The sequence below is a fragment of the Lelliottia nimipressuralis genome, from assembly GCF_004115925.1.
GTDB lineage: Bacteria > Pseudomonadota > Gammaproteobacteria > Enterobacterales > Enterobacteriaceae > Enterobacter > Enterobacter nimipressuralis.
In genome coordinates this window covers 21,513-37,336 of the sequence record NZ_SDDX01000001.1, presented here as the reverse complement: position 1 = coordinate 37,336, position 15,824 = coordinate 21,513, and the positions used below count along the sequence as shown (strand labels likewise).

Annotated in this window: 12 protein-coding genes; 7 read left to right on the top strand and 5 right to left on the bottom strand. The window is 58.1% G+C overall.

Annotated features, from left to right (window positions below; translation table 11 throughout):
* Nucleotides 1-39 precede the first annotated feature (39 nt).
* From gsiB to iaaA, 3 genes are read right to left on the bottom strand one after another with little or no spacing between them, the layout of a single operon-like run.
* Nucleotides 40-1,578, bottom strand: a complete 1,539-nt coding sequence (gene gsiB / locus ETG88_RS00145) for a glutathione ABC transporter substrate-binding protein GsiB (protein WP_107703965.1) — start codon at nt 1,576-1,578, stop codon at nt 40-42.
* A gap of 33 nt (nt 1,579-1,611) precedes the next feature.
* Nucleotides 1,612-3,477 carry a glutathione ABC transporter ATP-binding protein GsiA gene (gene gsiA / locus ETG88_RS00140; RefSeq protein WP_102105177.1) on the bottom strand — a complete coding sequence of 622 codons (1,866 nt, stop codon included), beginning with the start codon at nt 3,475-3,477 and terminating at the stop codon, nt 1,612-1,614.
* 11 nt (nt 3,478-3,488) lie between these two features.
* Nucleotides 3,489-4,427 (bottom strand): beta-aspartyl-peptidase, encoded by a 939-nt coding sequence (gene iaaA / locus ETG88_RS00135; protein ID WP_107704295.1) that lies wholly within the window; start codon nt 4,425-4,427, stop codon nt 3,489-3,491.
* Nucleotides 4,428-4,616: 189 nt separating this feature from the next.
* Here iaaA and moeA point away from each other — a divergent pair, with 189 nt between their 5' ends.
* Entirely contained in the window at nt 4,617-5,849 is a 1,233-nt protein-coding gene (gene moeA, locus ETG88_RS00130; protein ID WP_129034302.1) for a molybdopterin molybdotransferase MoeA, read from the top strand.
* Between the two features lies 1 nt (nt 5,850).
* Nucleotides 5,851-6,603, top strand: coding sequence for a molybdopterin-synthase adenylyltransferase MoeB (gene moeB / locus ETG88_RS00125; RefSeq protein WP_129034301.1), 753 nt, complete (start codon nt 5,851-5,853; stop codon nt 6,601-6,603).
* Between the two features lie 41 nt (nt 6,604-6,644).
* Here moeB and fsa read toward each other — a convergent pair whose 3' ends face one another.
* Entirely contained in the window at nt 6,645-7,307 is a 663-nt protein-coding gene (fsa, locus tag ETG88_RS00120) for a fructose-6-phosphate aldolase (protein WP_129034300.1), read from the bottom strand.
* A 126-nt stretch (nt 7,308-7,433) separates the two neighbouring features.
* On the opposite strand from fsa, the gene ETG88_RS00115 reads away from it, so the two are divergent.
* From ETG88_RS00115 to ETG88_RS00100, 4 genes are all read left to right on the top strand, one after another.
* The gene (locus ETG88_RS00115) at nt 7,434-8,333 is read left to right on the top strand and encodes a glycyl-radical enzyme activating protein (protein WP_129034299.1); all 900 of its coding nucleotides are present in this window, start codon (nt 7,434-7,436) and stop codon (nt 8,331-8,333) included.
* Nucleotides 8,334-8,337: 4 nt separating this feature from the next.
* Nucleotides 8,338-10,770 (top strand): formate C-acetyltransferase/glycerol dehydratase family glycyl radical enzyme, encoded by a 2,433-nt coding sequence (locus ETG88_RS00110; protein WP_129034298.1) that lies wholly within the window; start codon nt 8,338-8,340, stop codon nt 10,768-10,770.
* Nucleotides 10,771-10,934: 164 nt separating this feature from the next.
* Nucleotides 10,935-11,744 (top strand): Cof-type HAD-IIB family hydrolase, encoded by an 810-nt coding sequence (locus ETG88_RS00105; RefSeq protein ID WP_129034297.1) that lies wholly within the window; start codon nt 10,935-10,937, stop codon nt 11,742-11,744.
* 157 nt (nt 11,745-11,901) lie between these two features.
* Nucleotides 11,902-13,158, top strand: a complete 1,257-nt coding sequence (locus tag ETG88_RS00100) for a DUF1479 domain-containing protein (protein ID WP_129034296.1) — start codon at nt 11,902-11,904, stop codon at nt 13,156-13,158.
* On the opposite strand, the gene ETG88_RS00095 is transcribed toward ETG88_RS00100, so the two are convergent.
* Complete coding sequence (locus ETG88_RS00095) at nt 13,155-14,228, bottom strand: LacI family DNA-binding transcriptional regulator (protein ID WP_129034295.1); 1,074 nt, start codon at nt 14,226-14,228, stop codon at nt 13,155-13,157. The genes ETG88_RS00100 and ETG88_RS00095 overlap by 4 nt on opposite strands.
* Before the next feature lie 288 nt (nt 14,229-14,516).
* Between ETG88_RS00095 and ETG88_RS00090 the strand changes: the two genes are divergently transcribed.
* Nucleotides 14,517-15,818: an MFS transporter gene (locus ETG88_RS00090; RefSeq protein WP_129034294.1), complete on the top strand. Its 1,302-nt coding sequence runs from the start codon at nt 14,517-14,519 to the stop codon at nt 15,816-15,818.
* Nucleotides 15,819-15,824 lie beyond the last annotated feature (6 nt).

The window sequence follows — 15,824 nt, the reverse complement described above, 5'->3', positions numbered from 1 at the left end:
TCTCATCCCGCAGACTATCGCCTGCGGGAATGAGTTCTGTTATTTCAAATCCGCGTCTTCAAAACTGAAGCCCGTATCCGGCATGATGTAGAACCCGGTCAGCGCCTTGTTGTGGGCGGAAACCAGTTTTTCCACCACCAGCGGCACCCACGGCGACTCTTTCCACAGAATATCCTGAGCATCCTTGTACAGACGCGCTTTCTCGTCGGTTTTGGTGGTTTTCAGGGCATCCGTCAGATCTTTATCCACCTGCGGATTGCTGTAGAACGCGGTGTTAAACTGCGTCGGCGGCCAGTTTTGCGAGGCAAACAGCGGCGAAAGCGCCCAGTCTGCTTCACCCGTTGATGCCGTCCAGCCGGTGTAGAACATGCGCACACCGCTCTCTTTCTGCCCTTTGCCTTCCACTTCCGCCGCACGCTGGCCCGCGTCCATCGCTGTCAGCTGCGCTTTGATGCCCACCTGCGCCAGCTGCTGCTGGGTGAACTGCAGCACTTTCTGCGCGGTGCTGTGATTATGAGATGACCACAGCGTGGTGCTAAAGCCGTTCGGGAAACCGGCCTCTTTCAGCAGCTCGCGCGCTTTCGCCGGATCGTATGGCCAGGGTTTGTAGCTCTGGGCGTAGGCAATCGACGGCGGCACAATGCCCGTCGCCGGGGTCGCATAGCCCGCAAAAGCCACTTTCACCAGCGCCTGACGGTTAATGGCGTAGTTGATCGCCTCGCGCACTTTTGGATTATCAAACGGCTTTTGCGTCACGTTCATGCTGATGTAGCGCTGCATGATCGACGGGCTGGCCACCAGCTCCAGCTTGCTGTTTTTCTCAAGGATTGCCGCCTGCTCGTAAGGGATCGGGAAAGCAAACTGCGCTTCGCCGGTTTGCAGCATCGCCGCACGGGTGTTGTTGTCGACAACCGGACGCCAGGTGATAGAGTCCAGCTTCGGCAGGCCCTTCTGCCAGTACCCGGCGAATTTCTTCACCTTCACGAAATCGGTCTGATTCCAGGTCACCAGCTCGTACGGCCCGGTGCCGACCGGGTGGAAACCAATCTCTTTGCCGTATTTTTTCAGCGCTTCCGGGGAGATCATCGCCGTCGCCGGGTGCGCCAGGATATTGATAAACGCCGAGAACGGCTCTTTGAGGGTGATTTTCACCGTCGTCGGATCGACGGCCTCGGTGCTGGCGATGTTTTTGTAGAGGTTATAGCGCTTGAGACTGTTTTCTTTATTGCTGGCGCGATCGAGGTTCACCTTCACGGCTTCAGCGTTGAAATCAGTCCCATCCTGGAACTTCACGCCGCTGCGCAGTTTGATGGTGTAGACCAGCCCGTCATCGGAGACGGTATAGCTTTCGGCCAGCACGTTCTTTAGCTTCATCTCTTTATCAAGGCCAAACAGCCCCTGATAGAACGACTTCGCCACCGCCTGCGACAGCGTATCGTTGGCGTCATACGGGTCCAGCGTGGTGAAGTTGGACGCCACGGCGACCACCACATCTTTGGCCGCAAATGCAGGCGTTGCCGCCAGTGCGGCCGTCACGCTCGCGGCTAACAGCCATGAACGAGCAACAAATTTTGTCATTGTATTCTCCTGTTGTTCCCTGTCTGTCAAAAGCTATAAGCGTGAAAAGGCGTTGTGTTGATGCGGCGGTGCCACGAAATGTCCGGGGCCCACTTCGCGCAGAACCACACGCTCCGTCGCCTCGCCGCGTTTACGAATATTGCCCGGCATCTCATCCTGCAACAGCACGCGGTGGCCGTGCCGGTGCGCCGGGTCGGCCACCGGAACGGCGGCCATCAGTTTGCGGGTGTACGGGTGCTGCGGGTTTTCAAACACCGCGCGACGCGGGCCAATCTCCACGATTTGTCCCATGTACATCACCGCCACGCGATGGCTGATGCGCTCTACCACCGCCATATCGTGTGAGATAAACAAAAAGGCGATGCCCAGCTCGCGCTGGAGATCGAGCAGTAAGTTGATGATTTGTGCGCGGATGGAGACATCCAGCGCCGAGACGGATTCGTCGGCAATCACCACCTTCGGATTCAACGCCAGCGCGCGGGCAATGCAGATGCGCTGACGCTGTCCGCCGGAAAACTCGTGTGGGTAACGCCAGGCATGTTCCGGCTTCAACCCCACGCGTTCCAGAAGCCAGGCGACGCGCCGCTGCCCCTCTTCGCCTTTCAGCAGGCCATGCACCCGCAACGGCTCCATGATCGAGTAACCGACCGTCTGGCGCGGATCGAGGGAGGCATAGGGGTCCTGGAAGATAAACTGAATATCCCGGCGCAGGTGCTGTAGCTTGCTGGCAGGCAACGTGTCGATGCGCTCACCGTTAAAGGTAATGCTGCCCTCCTGGGAGTCGACCAGACGCAGCAGCGCCCGTCCGGTGGTGGATTTCCCGCAGCCCGATTCGCCCACCAGCGCCAGGGTTTCGCCCGGCCACAGGTCGAAACTGACGTTTTCCACCGCGTGCACTTCGCGCTTTACGCGGTTAAGCAGCCCGCCGCGCAGTGGGAAACGGGTCACCAGATCGCGCACCTGCAGAATCGGCTCGCCCGGTACCACCGTGTCTTGTTCGGTCTCTTCGCTTTGCGCCACGCCCGGCGAAAGCAGCGGGAAACGACGTGGCAAATCGCTGCCGTTCATCGCCCCGAGACGCGGAACCGCCGCCAGCAGCGCTTTGGTGTAAGGGTGTTCCGGCGCGTGGAAGATCTGCTCCACGCTGCCCGTTTCAACGGCCTCGCCCTGGTACATCACCAGCACCCGATCGGCGATATCCGCCACCACGCCCATATCGTGGGTGATAAAAATCACCCCCATCTCCATCTCCTGTTGCAGCACTTTGATGAGCTGCAGGATCTGCGCCTGAATGGTCACATCCAGCGCGGTGGTTGGTTCATCGGCGATCAGCACCGCCGGACGGCACGACAGCGCCATGGCGATCATCACCCGCTGGCGCATGCCGCCGGAGAGCTGATGCGGGTAGCGCCCGAGAATGGTTTGCGCTTCCGGAATACGCACCAGATCCAGCATGCGTTTGGCTTCTGCCAGCGCCTGCTCGCGGGATAATCCCTGGTGCAGGCGAATAGATTCGGCAATCTGCTCGCCCACCGGAAACACCGGATTGAGCGAGGTCATCGGCTCCTGGAAAATCATCGCCATGTCCGCGCCGCGCACGCTCTGCATTTGCGACTGGCTCAGCTCGGTGAGATCGATGACCTGCTGGTTGCGACGGCGCAAAAGCAGGCTGTCACAGTTGATCATCCCGCCGGCCTGCTCCAGCAAACGCATCAGCGACAGGGCCGTGACGGATTTACCGGAACCGGATTCACCGACAATCGCCAGCGTTTCGCCTCGCTTGAGAGAGAACGAAAGCTGTTTTACCGCCGGGACAGGCCGCCGCTCTTCCTGAAACGCGATGTTCAGGTTGTGGACGGCCAGAACTTCCCGGCTATCCAGATCGTTACTGTGCGGCACGCAGGCTCCCCTTATTCACGATAAATTCCCGTCGAGGGTGCATCGCCCGCATAACCCCAGGCGCGATACATCCCTTCACTGTTAAACGGCAACGCGACGTTGCCCTCACGATCCACAGCAATCAGCCCGCCGCTGCCGCCGAGCGCCGGGAGTTTTTCCATCACCACGCGCTCGCAGGCCTCGGCCAGACTTAAGTTTCCGTAATCCATCAAGGCGGCAATGTCATACGCCGCGAGCGTGCGGATAAACACTTCGCCCGTACCGGTGCAGGACACGGCCACATTGGCGTTATTGGCGTAACATCCCGCGCCCGGCAGAGGGCTGTCCCCGACCCGGCCCGGTAGTTTGTTGGTCATTCCGCCGGTAGAGGTGGCCGCCGCGAGATTGCCCGCTTTGTCCAGCGCCACCGCTCCAACGGTACCCATTTTGGTGCTCTCATCGAGCGGTGCCGCGTGATCGAGCTGGGTGATCCCGGCGCTGCGGGCGTCCAGTAATTGCTGATAACGCTCGGGCGTCGAGAAGGTCTCAGCAGGCACCCGTTCCATGCCGTTTTCTGCGGCAAACTGCTCCGCGCCAGCTCCCGTCATCAGGACGTGCGGGCTTTGCTCCATCACCAGACGCGCTGCCAGAATCGGGTTACGCAGATGGCTGACACCCGCCACCGCACCGGCTTTCAGGCTATTGCCGTCCATCACGCAGGCGTCCAGTTCATGGGTTTCGTCGCGAGTAAATACCGACCCAATGCCCGCGTTAAACAGCGGGCACTCTTCCAGCAAACGTACCGCCTCGGTGACGACATCAAGCGCGCTCTCGCCCGCCTCCAGCATCCGCTGGCCCGTTTCAACAATGGCAGAAAGCGCGTCAACGTAGCGTTTTTCCTGCTCCGGACTCAGCTTCGCACGGGTAATTGCCCCTGCGCCGCCATGAATTGCGATCACCGCATTAACCATTTCCATCACCCATCAGCACAGAGGCGCCGCTTTTTCTATAAATATCATTATCGTTGTCAGATCTTCAGACGAATTTTGAATATAGAAAGACGCAAGGGTGATGTAAAGACTACACCCTCTGTGTCATACAGTTAGGGGCACTTTTCTGTCATAATGCCCGCTTTCGCTGTTATCCCGCAGGAGTAAACCATGGATTTTACCGCCGGACTGATGCCGCTTGAAACGGCACTCACGCAGATGCTCGCCCCCGTCACCCCGTTGAAAGAGCACGAAACGCTGCCTTTGCTGCGCGGCTTTGGGCGAGTGCTGGCGCGCGACGTTGTCTCTCCGCTCAATGTGCCGGGGTTTGATAACTCGGCGATGGACGGTTACGCGGTGCGCCTTGCGGATATTCAGGCGGGAAATGCCTTACCGGTCGCCGGAAAAGCCTTCGCCGGTCAGCCGTTCGCGGGTGAGTGGCCGCAGGGGACCTGCATTCGCATCATGACCGGTGCGCCAGTGCCTGACGGGTGCGACGCGGTGGTGATGCAGGAAGAGACCGAACAGACCGACGCGGGCGTGCGTTTTACCGCCAGCGTTAAAGCGAATCAGAACATCCGCCGCGCCGGGGAAGATATCGCCCAGGGCGCAACGGTGTTCGCGGCCGGAACCAAACTGACAGTCGCAGAGCTGCCGGTGCTGGCCTCTCTCGGCATTGCGGAGATCGACGTGGTGCGCAAAGTGCGCGTCGCGCTTTTCTCGACGGGCGACGAGCTGCAGCTGCCGGGCCAGCCATTGCAGGCGGGCCAAATCTACGACACCAACCGTCTGGCCGTGCATCTGATGCTGGAACAGCTGGGCTGCGAGGTGATCAACCTCGGTATCATTCCAGACGATCCGGAAAAACTGCGCGCGGCCTTTATCGAAGCGGATAACAGAGCCGACGTGGTGATAAGCTCCGGCGGCGTCTCCGTCGGCGAAGCGGATTACACCAAAACCATTCTCGATGAGCTGGGTGAAATCAGCTTCTGGAAACTGGCGATCAAACCGGGCAAGCCGTTTGCCTTTGGCACGCTGGCTAACAGCTGGTTCTGCGGTCTGCCTGGCAATCCGGTTTCGGCGGCACTGACCTTTTATCAGCTGGTGCAGCCGCTGCTGGCGAAACTCTCCGGCGATAACGCCTCAGGCCTTCCTCCTCGCCAGCGCGTGCGAGCGGCGACGCGACTGAAAAAATCCCCGGGACGTCTGGATTTCCAGCGCGGTATTCTGACGCGTAACGCCGACGGCGAGCTGGAAGTGAGCACCACCGGGCATCAGGGCTCGCATATCTTTAGCTCATTCAGCCTGGGTAACTGCTTCATCGTGCTGGAGCGTGAGCGCGGCAACGTCGAAGCCGGTGAATGGGTTGAGGTCGAAGCCTTTAACCATCTGTTCGGAGGCTAAAATGGCGGTGGAGCTGAACGATCAGGAGATGCTGCGTTATAACCGTCAGATTGTCCTGCGCGGGTTTGATTTTGACGGGCAGGAAGCACTAAAGGCGGCGAACGTGCTGGTCGTTGGCCTTGGCGGGCTGGGCTGTGCCGCCGCGCAGTATCTGGCGGCAGCGGGCGTTGGCAGGATGACGCTGCTGGATTTCGATACGGTATCGGTGTCGAACTTACAGCGTCAGACACTGCACAGCGATGCGACCGTTGGCGAGCCGAAAGTGATCTCGGCGCGCGATGCCCTGGCGCGGATCAACCCGAATGTTCACTTTACCCTCATTGATGCGATGCTGGACGATGCCGCGCTGTCCGCCCACATCGCGCAGCACGATATTGTGCTCGATTGCACCGACAACGTGGCGGTGCGCAATCAACTCAACGCGGGTTGTTTTACCCATAAAACACCGCTGATCTCCGGGGCGGCGATCCGCATGGAAGGGCAGATCAGCGTCTTTACCTATGCGGATGGCGAGCCGTGCTATCGCTGCTTGAGCCGACTGTTTGGCGAGAACGCCCTCACCTGCGTGGAAGCAGGCGTCATGGCGCCGCTGGTGGGGGTGATCGGTTCATTGCAGGCGATGGAAGCGATTAAAGTGCTGACCCATTACGGCACACCTGCCGCCGGAAAAATCCTGATGTACGACGCGATGACCTGTCAGTTTCGTGAGATGAAATTGATGCGTAATCCTGGCTGCGAGGTATGCGGGGGGTAACGCTTACCGGGTGAGGCGACGCCAGCACCCGGTTTATTGGGTCAAATCGACGTGCGCCCAAACGCGGTCTGCCAGTCCTGCTCAAACTTCACTACCGCCGCATCCACTGCCGGAGAGCTAATAAACTGCTGCGCCACGTCCAGCGGCAGGGTGATAGATTCACACCCGGCCAGCAGGCAGTCCAGCGCCTGACGCGGCGTTTTGAAGCTGGCGGCCAGCACTTTAGCGTGCGGCGCGTGCAGCGTCAGCAGCTGCTGGAGTTCCACCACGGTCTGAATTCCGTCGCCGCCCTGAGCATCAAGGCGATTTACATAGGGTGCGACATAATCCGCGCCTGCTAATGCCGACAGCATCCCTTGCGCCGCGCCATACACCGCCGTCCCAAGCGTTGGGATCCCTTCCGCTTTCAGCATTTTGATCGCCGCCAGCCCTTCTGCCGTGACCGGCACTTTCACCACCAGATCGTTAATGATGGCGCGCAGTTTACGTGCGTCTGCCACCATGCCCTCTGCGGTCGTCGCCATCACTTGGGCAAACAGACGCCCTTTTCCGCCGAGCGCGTCATGCAGCTCCGGCAGGAGCACCTCCAGCGGCTTTTTACCTGCTGCGACGATGCCCGGGTTGGTCGTTACACCGGCTAACGGGAAAACGCGTGCCAGTTTTTTGACTGCGGCTACGTCAGATGTGTCGAGATAAAATTCCATGATGTCACCCTCAAAATTAACCTGCCGTAACACTACCACGTAAAAACCTTCCTCAGAGTTGACGCACATCAAAATAACTTTCATTCGAAAGTTATTTAATCTTCATACGCAACAAGAGGCGAAAATATGATCTTCAATATTCAGCGTTACTCCACCCACGACGGCCCAGGTATTCGTACCGTGGTGTTCCTGAAAGGCTGCTCCCTCGGCTGTCGCTGGTGTCAGAACCCGGAGAGCCGCTCCCGCACGCGGGATGTGCTGTTTGATGCCCGCCTGTGCCTCGAAGGCTGCGACCTGTGTCAGCAGGCTGCGCCAGGGATTATCGACCGTGCGCTGAACGGAGTGATCATCCATCGCGAAAAACTCAATGACGACCATCTCGACGCCCTCACCGACTGCTGCCCGACCCAGGCGCTAACGGTCTGTGGGGAAGAGAAACAGGTGGCCGATATTATGGCAACCGTCCTGCGCGATAAACCCTTTTACGATCGCAGCGGCGGCGGTATCACCCTCTCCGGCGGCGAACCCTTTATGAGCCCGGAGCTGGCCCATTCTCTGTTTAAAGCCAGCCACGATCAGGGCATACACACGGCGGTCGAAACCTGTCTGCATGTGCCATGGCACTATATCGAACCGTCGTTACCCTATGTCGATCTGTTCCTCGCCGACCTTAAGCATGTCGATAGCGAGGTGTTTAAACAGTGGACTGACGGCTCGGCAAAACGGGTGCTGGAGAACTTAAAACGCCTGGCTGCTGCCGGAAAACAGCTGACCATTCGCGTCCCGCTGATTCAGGGCTTTAACGCCGATGAAGCGTCGATTAAAGCCATCACCCGTTTTGCCGCCGACAAACTGAACGTCCGCGATATCCACTTTTTGCCGTACCACACCCTTGGCATGAACAAATACACCCTGCTCGGCCAACCCTACTCTGCCCCTGACAAACCGCTCGATAACCCTGAGTTACTGGAGTTTGCCCAACAGTATGCGGCCCAGAATGGGTTAACTGCGACCCTACGAGGATAAAGATATGACACAGCTGAATCTGAACACCCTGACAGACCGCATTAAGGCGCACAAAACCGCTCTGGTGCATATCGTGAAACCGCCGGTCTGTACCGAGCGCGCGCAGCATTACACCGAAATGTACCAGCAGCACATGGACAAACCGATCCCGGTGCGTCGCGCGCTGGCGCTGGCGCATCATCTGGCAAAACGCACCATCTGGATCAAACACGACGAGCTGATTATCGGCAACCAGGCAAGCGAAGTGCGCGCCGCGCCAATCTTCCCGGAATACACCGTTTCGTGGATTGAAAAAGAGATCGACGATCTGGCCGACCGTCCGGGCGCTGGCTTTGCGGTGAGCGAAGAGAACAAGCGCGTGCTGCATGACGTCTGCCCATGGTGGCGCGGCCAGACGGTACAGGATCGCTGCTACGGTATGTTTACCGACGAGCAAAAAGGGCTGCTGGAAACCGGCATCATCAAAGCCGAAGGCAACATGACCTCCGGCGATGCGCACCTGGCGGTGAACTTCCCGCTGCTGCTGGAGAAAGGTCTCGACGGCATGCGCGCGAAAGTCGCGGAGCGCCGTACCCGCATCAACCTGACCGTGCTGGAGGATTTGCACGGCGATCAGTTCCTGAAAGCGATTGATATCGTACTGGAAGCCGTCACGCTGCACATCCAGCGTTTTGCCGATCTGGCGCGTGAGATGGCGAAAAATGAGATCCGCGAAAGCCGCCGCGACGAGCTGCTGGCAATGGCGGAAAACTGCGATGTCATTGCCCACCAGCCGCCAAAAACCTTCTGGCAGGCGCTACAGCTGTGCTATTTCATCCAGCTGATCCTGCAAATTGAGTCCAACGGCCACTCGGTCTCCTTCGCGCGTATGGACCAGTATCTCTATCCGTACTACCGCCGCGACGTGGAGCTGAATCAGTCTCTCGACCGCGAACATGCGATTGAGCTGCTGCACAGCTGCTGGCTGAAGCTGCTGGAAGTGAACAAAATCCGTTCCGGCTCGCACTCTAAAGCCTCGGCGGGTAGCCCGCTGTATCAGAACGTCACCATTGGCGGTCAGAAACTGGTGAACGGTGAGCCGATGGACGCGGTGAACCCCCTCTCCTACGCGATTCTGGAATCCTGCGGACGCCTGCGCTCCACCCAGCCAAACCTGAGCGTGCGTTATCACGCGGGCATGAGCAACGATTTCCTCGACGCCTGCGTGCAGGTGATCCGCTGTGGCTTCGGGATGCCCGCGTTTAACAACGACGAAATCGTCATCTCCGAGTTCATTAAACTCGGCGTGGAAAAAGAGGACGCCTACGATTACGCGGCAATCGGCTGCATCGAAACCGCCGTCGGCGGCAAGTGGGGCTATCGCTGTACCGGCATGAGTTTTATCAACTTCGCGCGCGTGATGCTGGCGGCGATGGAAGGTGGCCGCGACGCCACCAGCGGCAAGGTGTTCCTGCCGCAGGAGAAAGCGCTGTCTGCGGGCAATTTCGACAACTTCGACGAGGTGATGGCCGCCTGGGATCACCAGATCCGCTACTACACCCGCAAATCGATTGAAATTGAGTACGTGGTCGACACCATGCTGGAAGAGAACGTGCACGATATTCTCTGCTCGGCGCTGGTAGACGACTGCATCGAACGCGCGAAAAGCATCAAGCAAGGTGGCGCGAAATATGACTGGGTATCAGGTTTGCAGGTGGGCATCGCCAACCTCGGCAACAGCCTCGCCGCCGTGAAGAAACTGGTGTTCGAGCAGGGAGCGATTGGTCAGCAACAGCTGGCGAAAGCGCTGGCGGAGGACTACGAAGGGCTGACGCATGAGCAGCTCCGCCAGCGTTTGATCAACGGCGCGCCGAAATACGGTAACGACGATGACAGCGTGGATCTGCTGCTGGCCCGTGCGTATGAGACGTATATTGAAGAGCTGAAGCAGTATCACAACCCGCGCTACGGCCGTGGTCCGATTGGCGGGAATTACTATGCCGGTACGTCGTCCATCTCCGCGAACGTGCCGTTTGGCACCGCAACCATGGCAACGCCGGATGGCCGTAAGGCGCATACTCCGCTGGCGGAAGGGGCCAGCCCGGCATCCGGTACCGACCACCTCGGGCCGACGGCGGTGATCGGTTCCGTTGGCAAGCTGCCAACAGAGGCGATTCTGGGCGGCGTGCTGCTGAACCAGAAGCTGAACCCGGCGACGCTGGAGAACGATTCGGACCGTCAGAAGCTGATGATTCTGCTGCGGACCTTCTTCGAGGTGCATAAGGGCTGGCATATTCAATACAACATCGTGTCACGTGAAACGCTGCTAGAAGCGAAGAAACACCCTGACCAGTACCGTGACCTGGTGGTGCGCGTCGCGGGCTATTCCGCCTTCTTCACCGCCCTGTCCCCGGATGCGCAGGACGACATTATTGCGCGTACCGAGCATACGCTGTAATTTCACCCGCAACCCCTCTCCCACGCGGGAGAGGCTGAGCACACCAACAACAGCAACCCAAGGGTTGCTGTTTTGCGTTTACTTTCATTCGAAATAAATTTGTGGTTCGGGTCACATTGTTATTAGAATGTTGCTGGTCGCAGTAATATTCTGGAGAGCAATGTATGACCGTAAAAGTTATCGTCACCGATATGGACGGAACTTTCCTTGATGATGCCAAGCAGTACGATCGTGACCGCTTTATGGCGCAATTTCAGCAGCTTCAGGCCCGTGACATCGAGTTCGTGGTCGCCAGCGGAAACCAGTATTACCAGCTCATCTCCTTCTTTCCGGAACTGAAAGAACAGATCTCCTTCGTGGCGGAAAACGGCGCGCTGGTCTTCGATCATGGCGAGCAGATTTTCCACGGCGAACTGACGCGTCACGAATCGCAAATCGTGATTGGCGAATTACTGAAAGACAAACAGCTTAACTTCGTCGCCTGTGGGCTGAAGAGCGCCTACGTCAGCCAACACGCGCCGGACGAGTTTGTCGCGCTGATGTCAAAACACTACCACCGCTTACAGCGCATCAGCGATTATCATGAGATCGACGACGTGCTGTTCAAGTTCTCCCTGAACCTGCCGGACAGCGACATCCCAGGTCTTATCGACAAACTGCACGTCTCGTTAGATGGCATCATGAAACCAGTCACCAGCGGTTTTGGCTTCGTTGATTTGATCATTCCCGGCCTGCATAAAGCGAATGGGATTAGCCGCCTGCTGAAACGCTGGTCGGTCTCTCCGCAGGAGTGTGTGGCCATTGGCGACAGCGGCAACGACGCGGAAATGCTGAAGCTGGTGAAATACTCGTTCGCCATGGGCAACGCGGCGGAAAGCATCAAAACGATCAGCACCTTCAGCACCGATGACAATAACCACCAGGGCGCGCTGAACGTTATTCAGGCCGTACTCGACAAAACCGCTCCGTTTTAACCTCTGATTCCTCCCCTGCCGGGGCAACGCTCCGGCACCTCACTCTTTTTTCATCCTGTGCTGCCCGTCAAGTTTTTAAACTTGCATTAACTTATTTTTAACTTAAAGTATCACTTGTAGATACTTTTACTTTCGAATGAAAGATAGCGAGGCAGTTATGACCTTCTCCAGTGAAATTTTGCCTGCGGACCACAAAGCCGCCATTCGCCAGTTAAAACGTGAATTGCGTGCCCAGATCGGCGACGTTCAGGCCGTTTTTGACCGGCTCAGCGATAAGATTGCGACACGCGTGGCGGAAATTAACGCCATGAAGAATAACGGTGAAACCGTCTGGCCTGTGATTCCGTTCGAGGACGTAAAGAACGGAACGATTACCACGGCCCAGCGTGAAGCGGTAAAACGCCGCGGCTGTGCGGTGATCAAAGGTCACTTCCCGCGCGAGCAGGCGCTGGCGTGGGATAACGCGATGCTCGACTATCTCGATCTCAATCAGTTTGACGACGTGTACAAAGGGCCGGGTGATAACTTCTTCGGCACCTTAACCGCGTCACGTCCGGAAATTTTCCCGATCTACTGGTCGCAGGCACAGATGCAGGCGCGTCAGAGTGAAGAGATGGCGCAGGTACAGTCGTTCCTGAACCGTTTATGGACTTTTGAGAACAACGGCAAACAGTGGTTTAACCCGGACGTCAGCGTGATCTACCCGGATCGTATTCGCCGTCGCCCACCGGGAACCACCTCTAAAGGGCTGGGAGCGCATACGGATTCCGGCGCGCTGGAACGCTGGCTGCTGCCGGCCTATCAGCAGGTGTTTGCCCGCGTGTTTGACGGCAATGTCGATCAGTACGATCCGTGGAATGCGGCGCACCGTACCGAAGTGGAAGAGTACACCGTGGATAACACCACCAAATGCTCGGTGTTCCGTACGTTCCAGGGCTGGACTGCCCTGTCGGATATGATCCCGAATCAGGGTCTGCTGCACGTGGTGCCGATCCCGGAAGCCATGGCCTACATTCTGCTGCGTCCTCTGCTGGATGATGTGCCAGAAGACGAACTCTGCGGCGTCGCGCCGGGTCGCGTTCTGCCGATTTCCGAGAAGTGGCATCCGTTGCTCATCGACGCGTTAACCAGCATTCCGGCACTGGATGCGGGGGATTCCGTGTGGTGGCACTGCGATGTGATCCACTCGGTCGCACCGGTAGATAATCAGCAGGGCTGGGGGAACGTGATGTACATTCCTGCCGCGCCGATGTGCGAGAAAAACCTCGCCTATGCGAAGAAGGTGAAAGCGGCACTGGAAACCGGCGCTTCTCCGGGCGATTTCCCGCGCGAAGATTACGAAAAAAACTGGCAGGACCGCTTTACCCTGGACGATCTTAACATCCACGGTAAACGCGCCCTCGGCATGGCCTAAGCGTCGTACAGCCCTTCCCGCTCCACGGCGGTGCGTCTTTTCCCCTGACGTATCCGCCGTACCGACTCCCGCACCGCCAGCGTGCCGTTCAGTAATAAGGTTCCAACCGGCGCATCCGGGCGCATGAGCCTCTGCTGGAGCATATGCACCGCTTCGGTTCCCAGCTCGTCGCGCGGGACATGCACCGCCGTTAAGGGCACATCCTGAATCGCGGCCAGATTAAAACCGTCAATACTCATTACCGACACATCCTGTGGGACGCGCAGGCCGTGCTTCTGCAGCGCGCGAATGGTGCCCTCCGCCATAAAATCTCCGCCGACCAAAAAAGCGGTGGGCAGCGCTTTTTCCGGCATCTGACTTAGCCACTCGCTCACCTGCTGCTCGGTCTCTTTGGCACTGAAACTGGGGACCACCAGCAGATCGCGTTTGTCATTGAATTTCATATTATGCCCCCGCCATCCGTCGCGGATCCCTGCCAGGCGCAGCTCCATGGTGTAGCGCCGCAGGCACAGGACGTTCATCACTTCCCGGTGCCCCATCTCGAACAGATACTCCGCTGCGCGCTCGCCAATGGCGCGATGATCGGGAGCCACGGCGGGCAACCGCATCCGCTGATCGCGACAGTTAATCAGCATGCAAGGCTTGCCGATATCGACGGCCAGATCGTGAATATGCGGATCGTCGATACCGAGCAAGATCGCCGCCTGGGTATCCGCTTCATTCATACGCGCCAGGAAAAGCTGCGCGTCGCTGTCGTTCTCCTCCAGCGCGCAGTAGCGGAGCCTGACTTCATGTGATGCCAGCCCTTTGCTCACGCTCTGGATCACGCGGTAGTAAAAGATGTCGGACCGCTCGTCAAACGCGCGCTGCGGAGCAAAGACCACCAGACTGTTAAGCAGCAGTCGCCCGGCCGCCATGCCGTCCATCACCCCCAGCTCCCGCGCGCAGGCCAGCACTTTAGTGCGTGCTTTTTCGCTGGTATTGGACTTCCCCGCCAGCACGCGGGAAACGGTGCTAATAGAGAGCTGGGTACGGGCGGCAATTTCCGCGATTTTGAGTCTTTTATCCATTTTGTGATCTCGCTCCATTTGCCAAATGAAAAAATTTTCATAGCGTGAGATTGCGGTAACAGCAGGCTTAAAAGGCATCATGCCAAAATAAGCTGCGCAGTTATGAGAAAGCTTGCACAAAATCCGCTATTTCCCGCTCATTTTCTCCCTTAAGGTGAACTTGTCACACCACTTCCATACTAGTTGTATAGCAACTTGAAGTCATAAAACTGATAACGATCAAAGGCATAAAACCGGTGTGACACCCGATACGTTCATCCCCCTACCGTCCGTCTTGTGGAGAGAAAAATGAGTCAGGACATCAATACCCCTGTCGTGGCAAGCAAAGCCCGCCGCGTCATCAAGAATCTGCGCTGGTACGTGCTGGTGCTGTTTTTACTGGGCGTCACCGTTAACTACATTACCCGTAACTCGTTAGGCATCCTCGCGCCGGAGCTGAAAGAGAGCATGGGGATCACCACCGAGCAGTACTCGTGGATCGTAGGTGCTTTCCAGATTGCCTATACCCTCTTCCAGCCTCTGTGCGGCTGGCTGATCGACGTGATTGGCCTGAAGATTGGCTTTATGGTGTGCGCCGGGATTTGGGCGCTGATGTGTATTTTCCACGCTGGTGCCAGCAGCTGGCTGCATCTGGCAGTGCTGCGCTTCTTTATGGGCGCGTCCGAAGCGGCCGCCACACCGGCGAACGCCAAGACCATCGGCGAATGGTTCCCGAAATCAGAGCGTCCGGTGGCCGCCGGTTGGGCTGGCGTTGGCTTCTCCATCGGTGCGATGCTGGCTCCGCCTATCATCTACTTCGCCCATGCCTCTTTTGGCTGGCAGGGTGCGTTTATGTTTACCGGCGTACTGGCGCTGCTGTGGGTGATTCTGTGGTGGGCGTTCTACCATAACCCGGAACAGCACCCGAATCTGGGCAAGGACGAGCTGGCGTTTATCAAGCAGGATAACGAACCGCCTGCCGTGAAGATGCCGTTCCTGACGGCGCTGAAAACCGTCTCCAAAAACAAACATTTTTACGGCATCGCCATTCCGGCGTTTATGGCGGAACCGGCCTGGGCCGTGCTGAGCTTCTGGGTACCGCTGTATCTGGCGAAAGAGCACGGTATGGATCTGAAACAGATTGCGATGTTCGCCTGGCTGCCGTTCCTGGCCGCCGATCTGGGCAGCGTGGCCAGTGGCTACCTCACCCGCCTGTATACCCGCTGGTTCGGCTGCACTCGCGTGAACTCGGTCGTTGCCAGCTCCGTCACCGGTGCCTTCCTGATGATCTCCCTGGCCGCCGTGGCGATCACTCGCGACCCGTACGTCACCATCGTGCTGATTTCGATTGGCGGTTTCGGCCACCAGATTATCTCCTGCATGTTAAGCGCCCTGGTGGTGGAGTCGTTCGACAAAGGCCAGATGGCCACCGTCAACGGCATGCGCGGCTCGGCGGCGTGGATCGCAAGCTTCTTGTTCTCTCTGTTAATTGGTGTCACCGCCGACAAAATCGGCTTCAACCCGCTCTTCATTGCCATGGGCTTCTTTGACCTGATTGGCGCATTTTTCCTGGTAGCATTTATTGCTGAACGTCGCGCCAAGCGCGCCTGATAGTGG

What these genes read in the sequence shown, in the direction of transcription:
- ETG88_RS00100 (WP_129034296.1), top strand. Translation starts at nt 11,902, where the DNA reads ATGACCTTCTCCAGTGAAATTTTGCCTGCGGACCACAAAGCCGCCATT.
- ETG88_RS00105 (WP_129034297.1), top strand. Translation starts at nt 10,935, where the DNA reads ATGACCGTAAAAGTTATCGTCACCGATATGGACGGAACTTTCCTTGAT.
- moeA (WP_129034302.1), top strand. Translation starts at nt 4,617, where the DNA reads ATGGATTTTACCGCCGGACTGATGCCGCTTGAAACGGCACTCACGCAG.
- ETG88_RS00110 (WP_129034298.1), top strand. Translation starts at nt 8,338, where the DNA reads ATGACACAGCTGAATCTGAACACCCTGACAGACCGCATTAAGGCGCAC.
- gsiB (WP_107703965.1), bottom strand. Translation starts at nt 1,578, where the DNA reads ATGACAAAATTTGTTGCTCGTTCATGGCTGTTAGCCGCGAGCGTGACG.
- iaaA (WP_107704295.1), bottom strand. Translation starts at nt 4,427, where the DNA reads ATGGTTAATGCGGTGATCGCAATTCATGGCGGCGCAGGGGCAATTACC.
- ETG88_RS00115 (WP_129034299.1), top strand. Translation starts at nt 7,434, where the DNA reads ATGATCTTCAATATTCAGCGTTACTCCACCCACGACGGCCCAGGTATT.
- ETG88_RS00095 (WP_129034295.1), bottom strand. Translation starts at nt 14,228, where the DNA reads ATGGATAAAAGACTCAAAATCGCGGAAATTGCCGCCCGTACCCAGCTC.
- moeB (WP_129034301.1), top strand. Translation starts at nt 5,851, where the DNA reads ATGGCGGTGGAGCTGAACGATCAGGAGATGCTGCGTTATAACCGTCAG.
- ETG88_RS00090 (WP_129034294.1), top strand. Translation starts at nt 14,517, where the DNA reads ATGAGTCAGGACATCAATACCCCTGTCGTGGCAAGCAAAGCCCGCCGC.
- fsa (WP_129034300.1), bottom strand. Translation starts at nt 7,307, where the DNA reads ATGGAATTTTATCTCGACACATCTGACGTAGCCGCAGTCAAAAAACTG.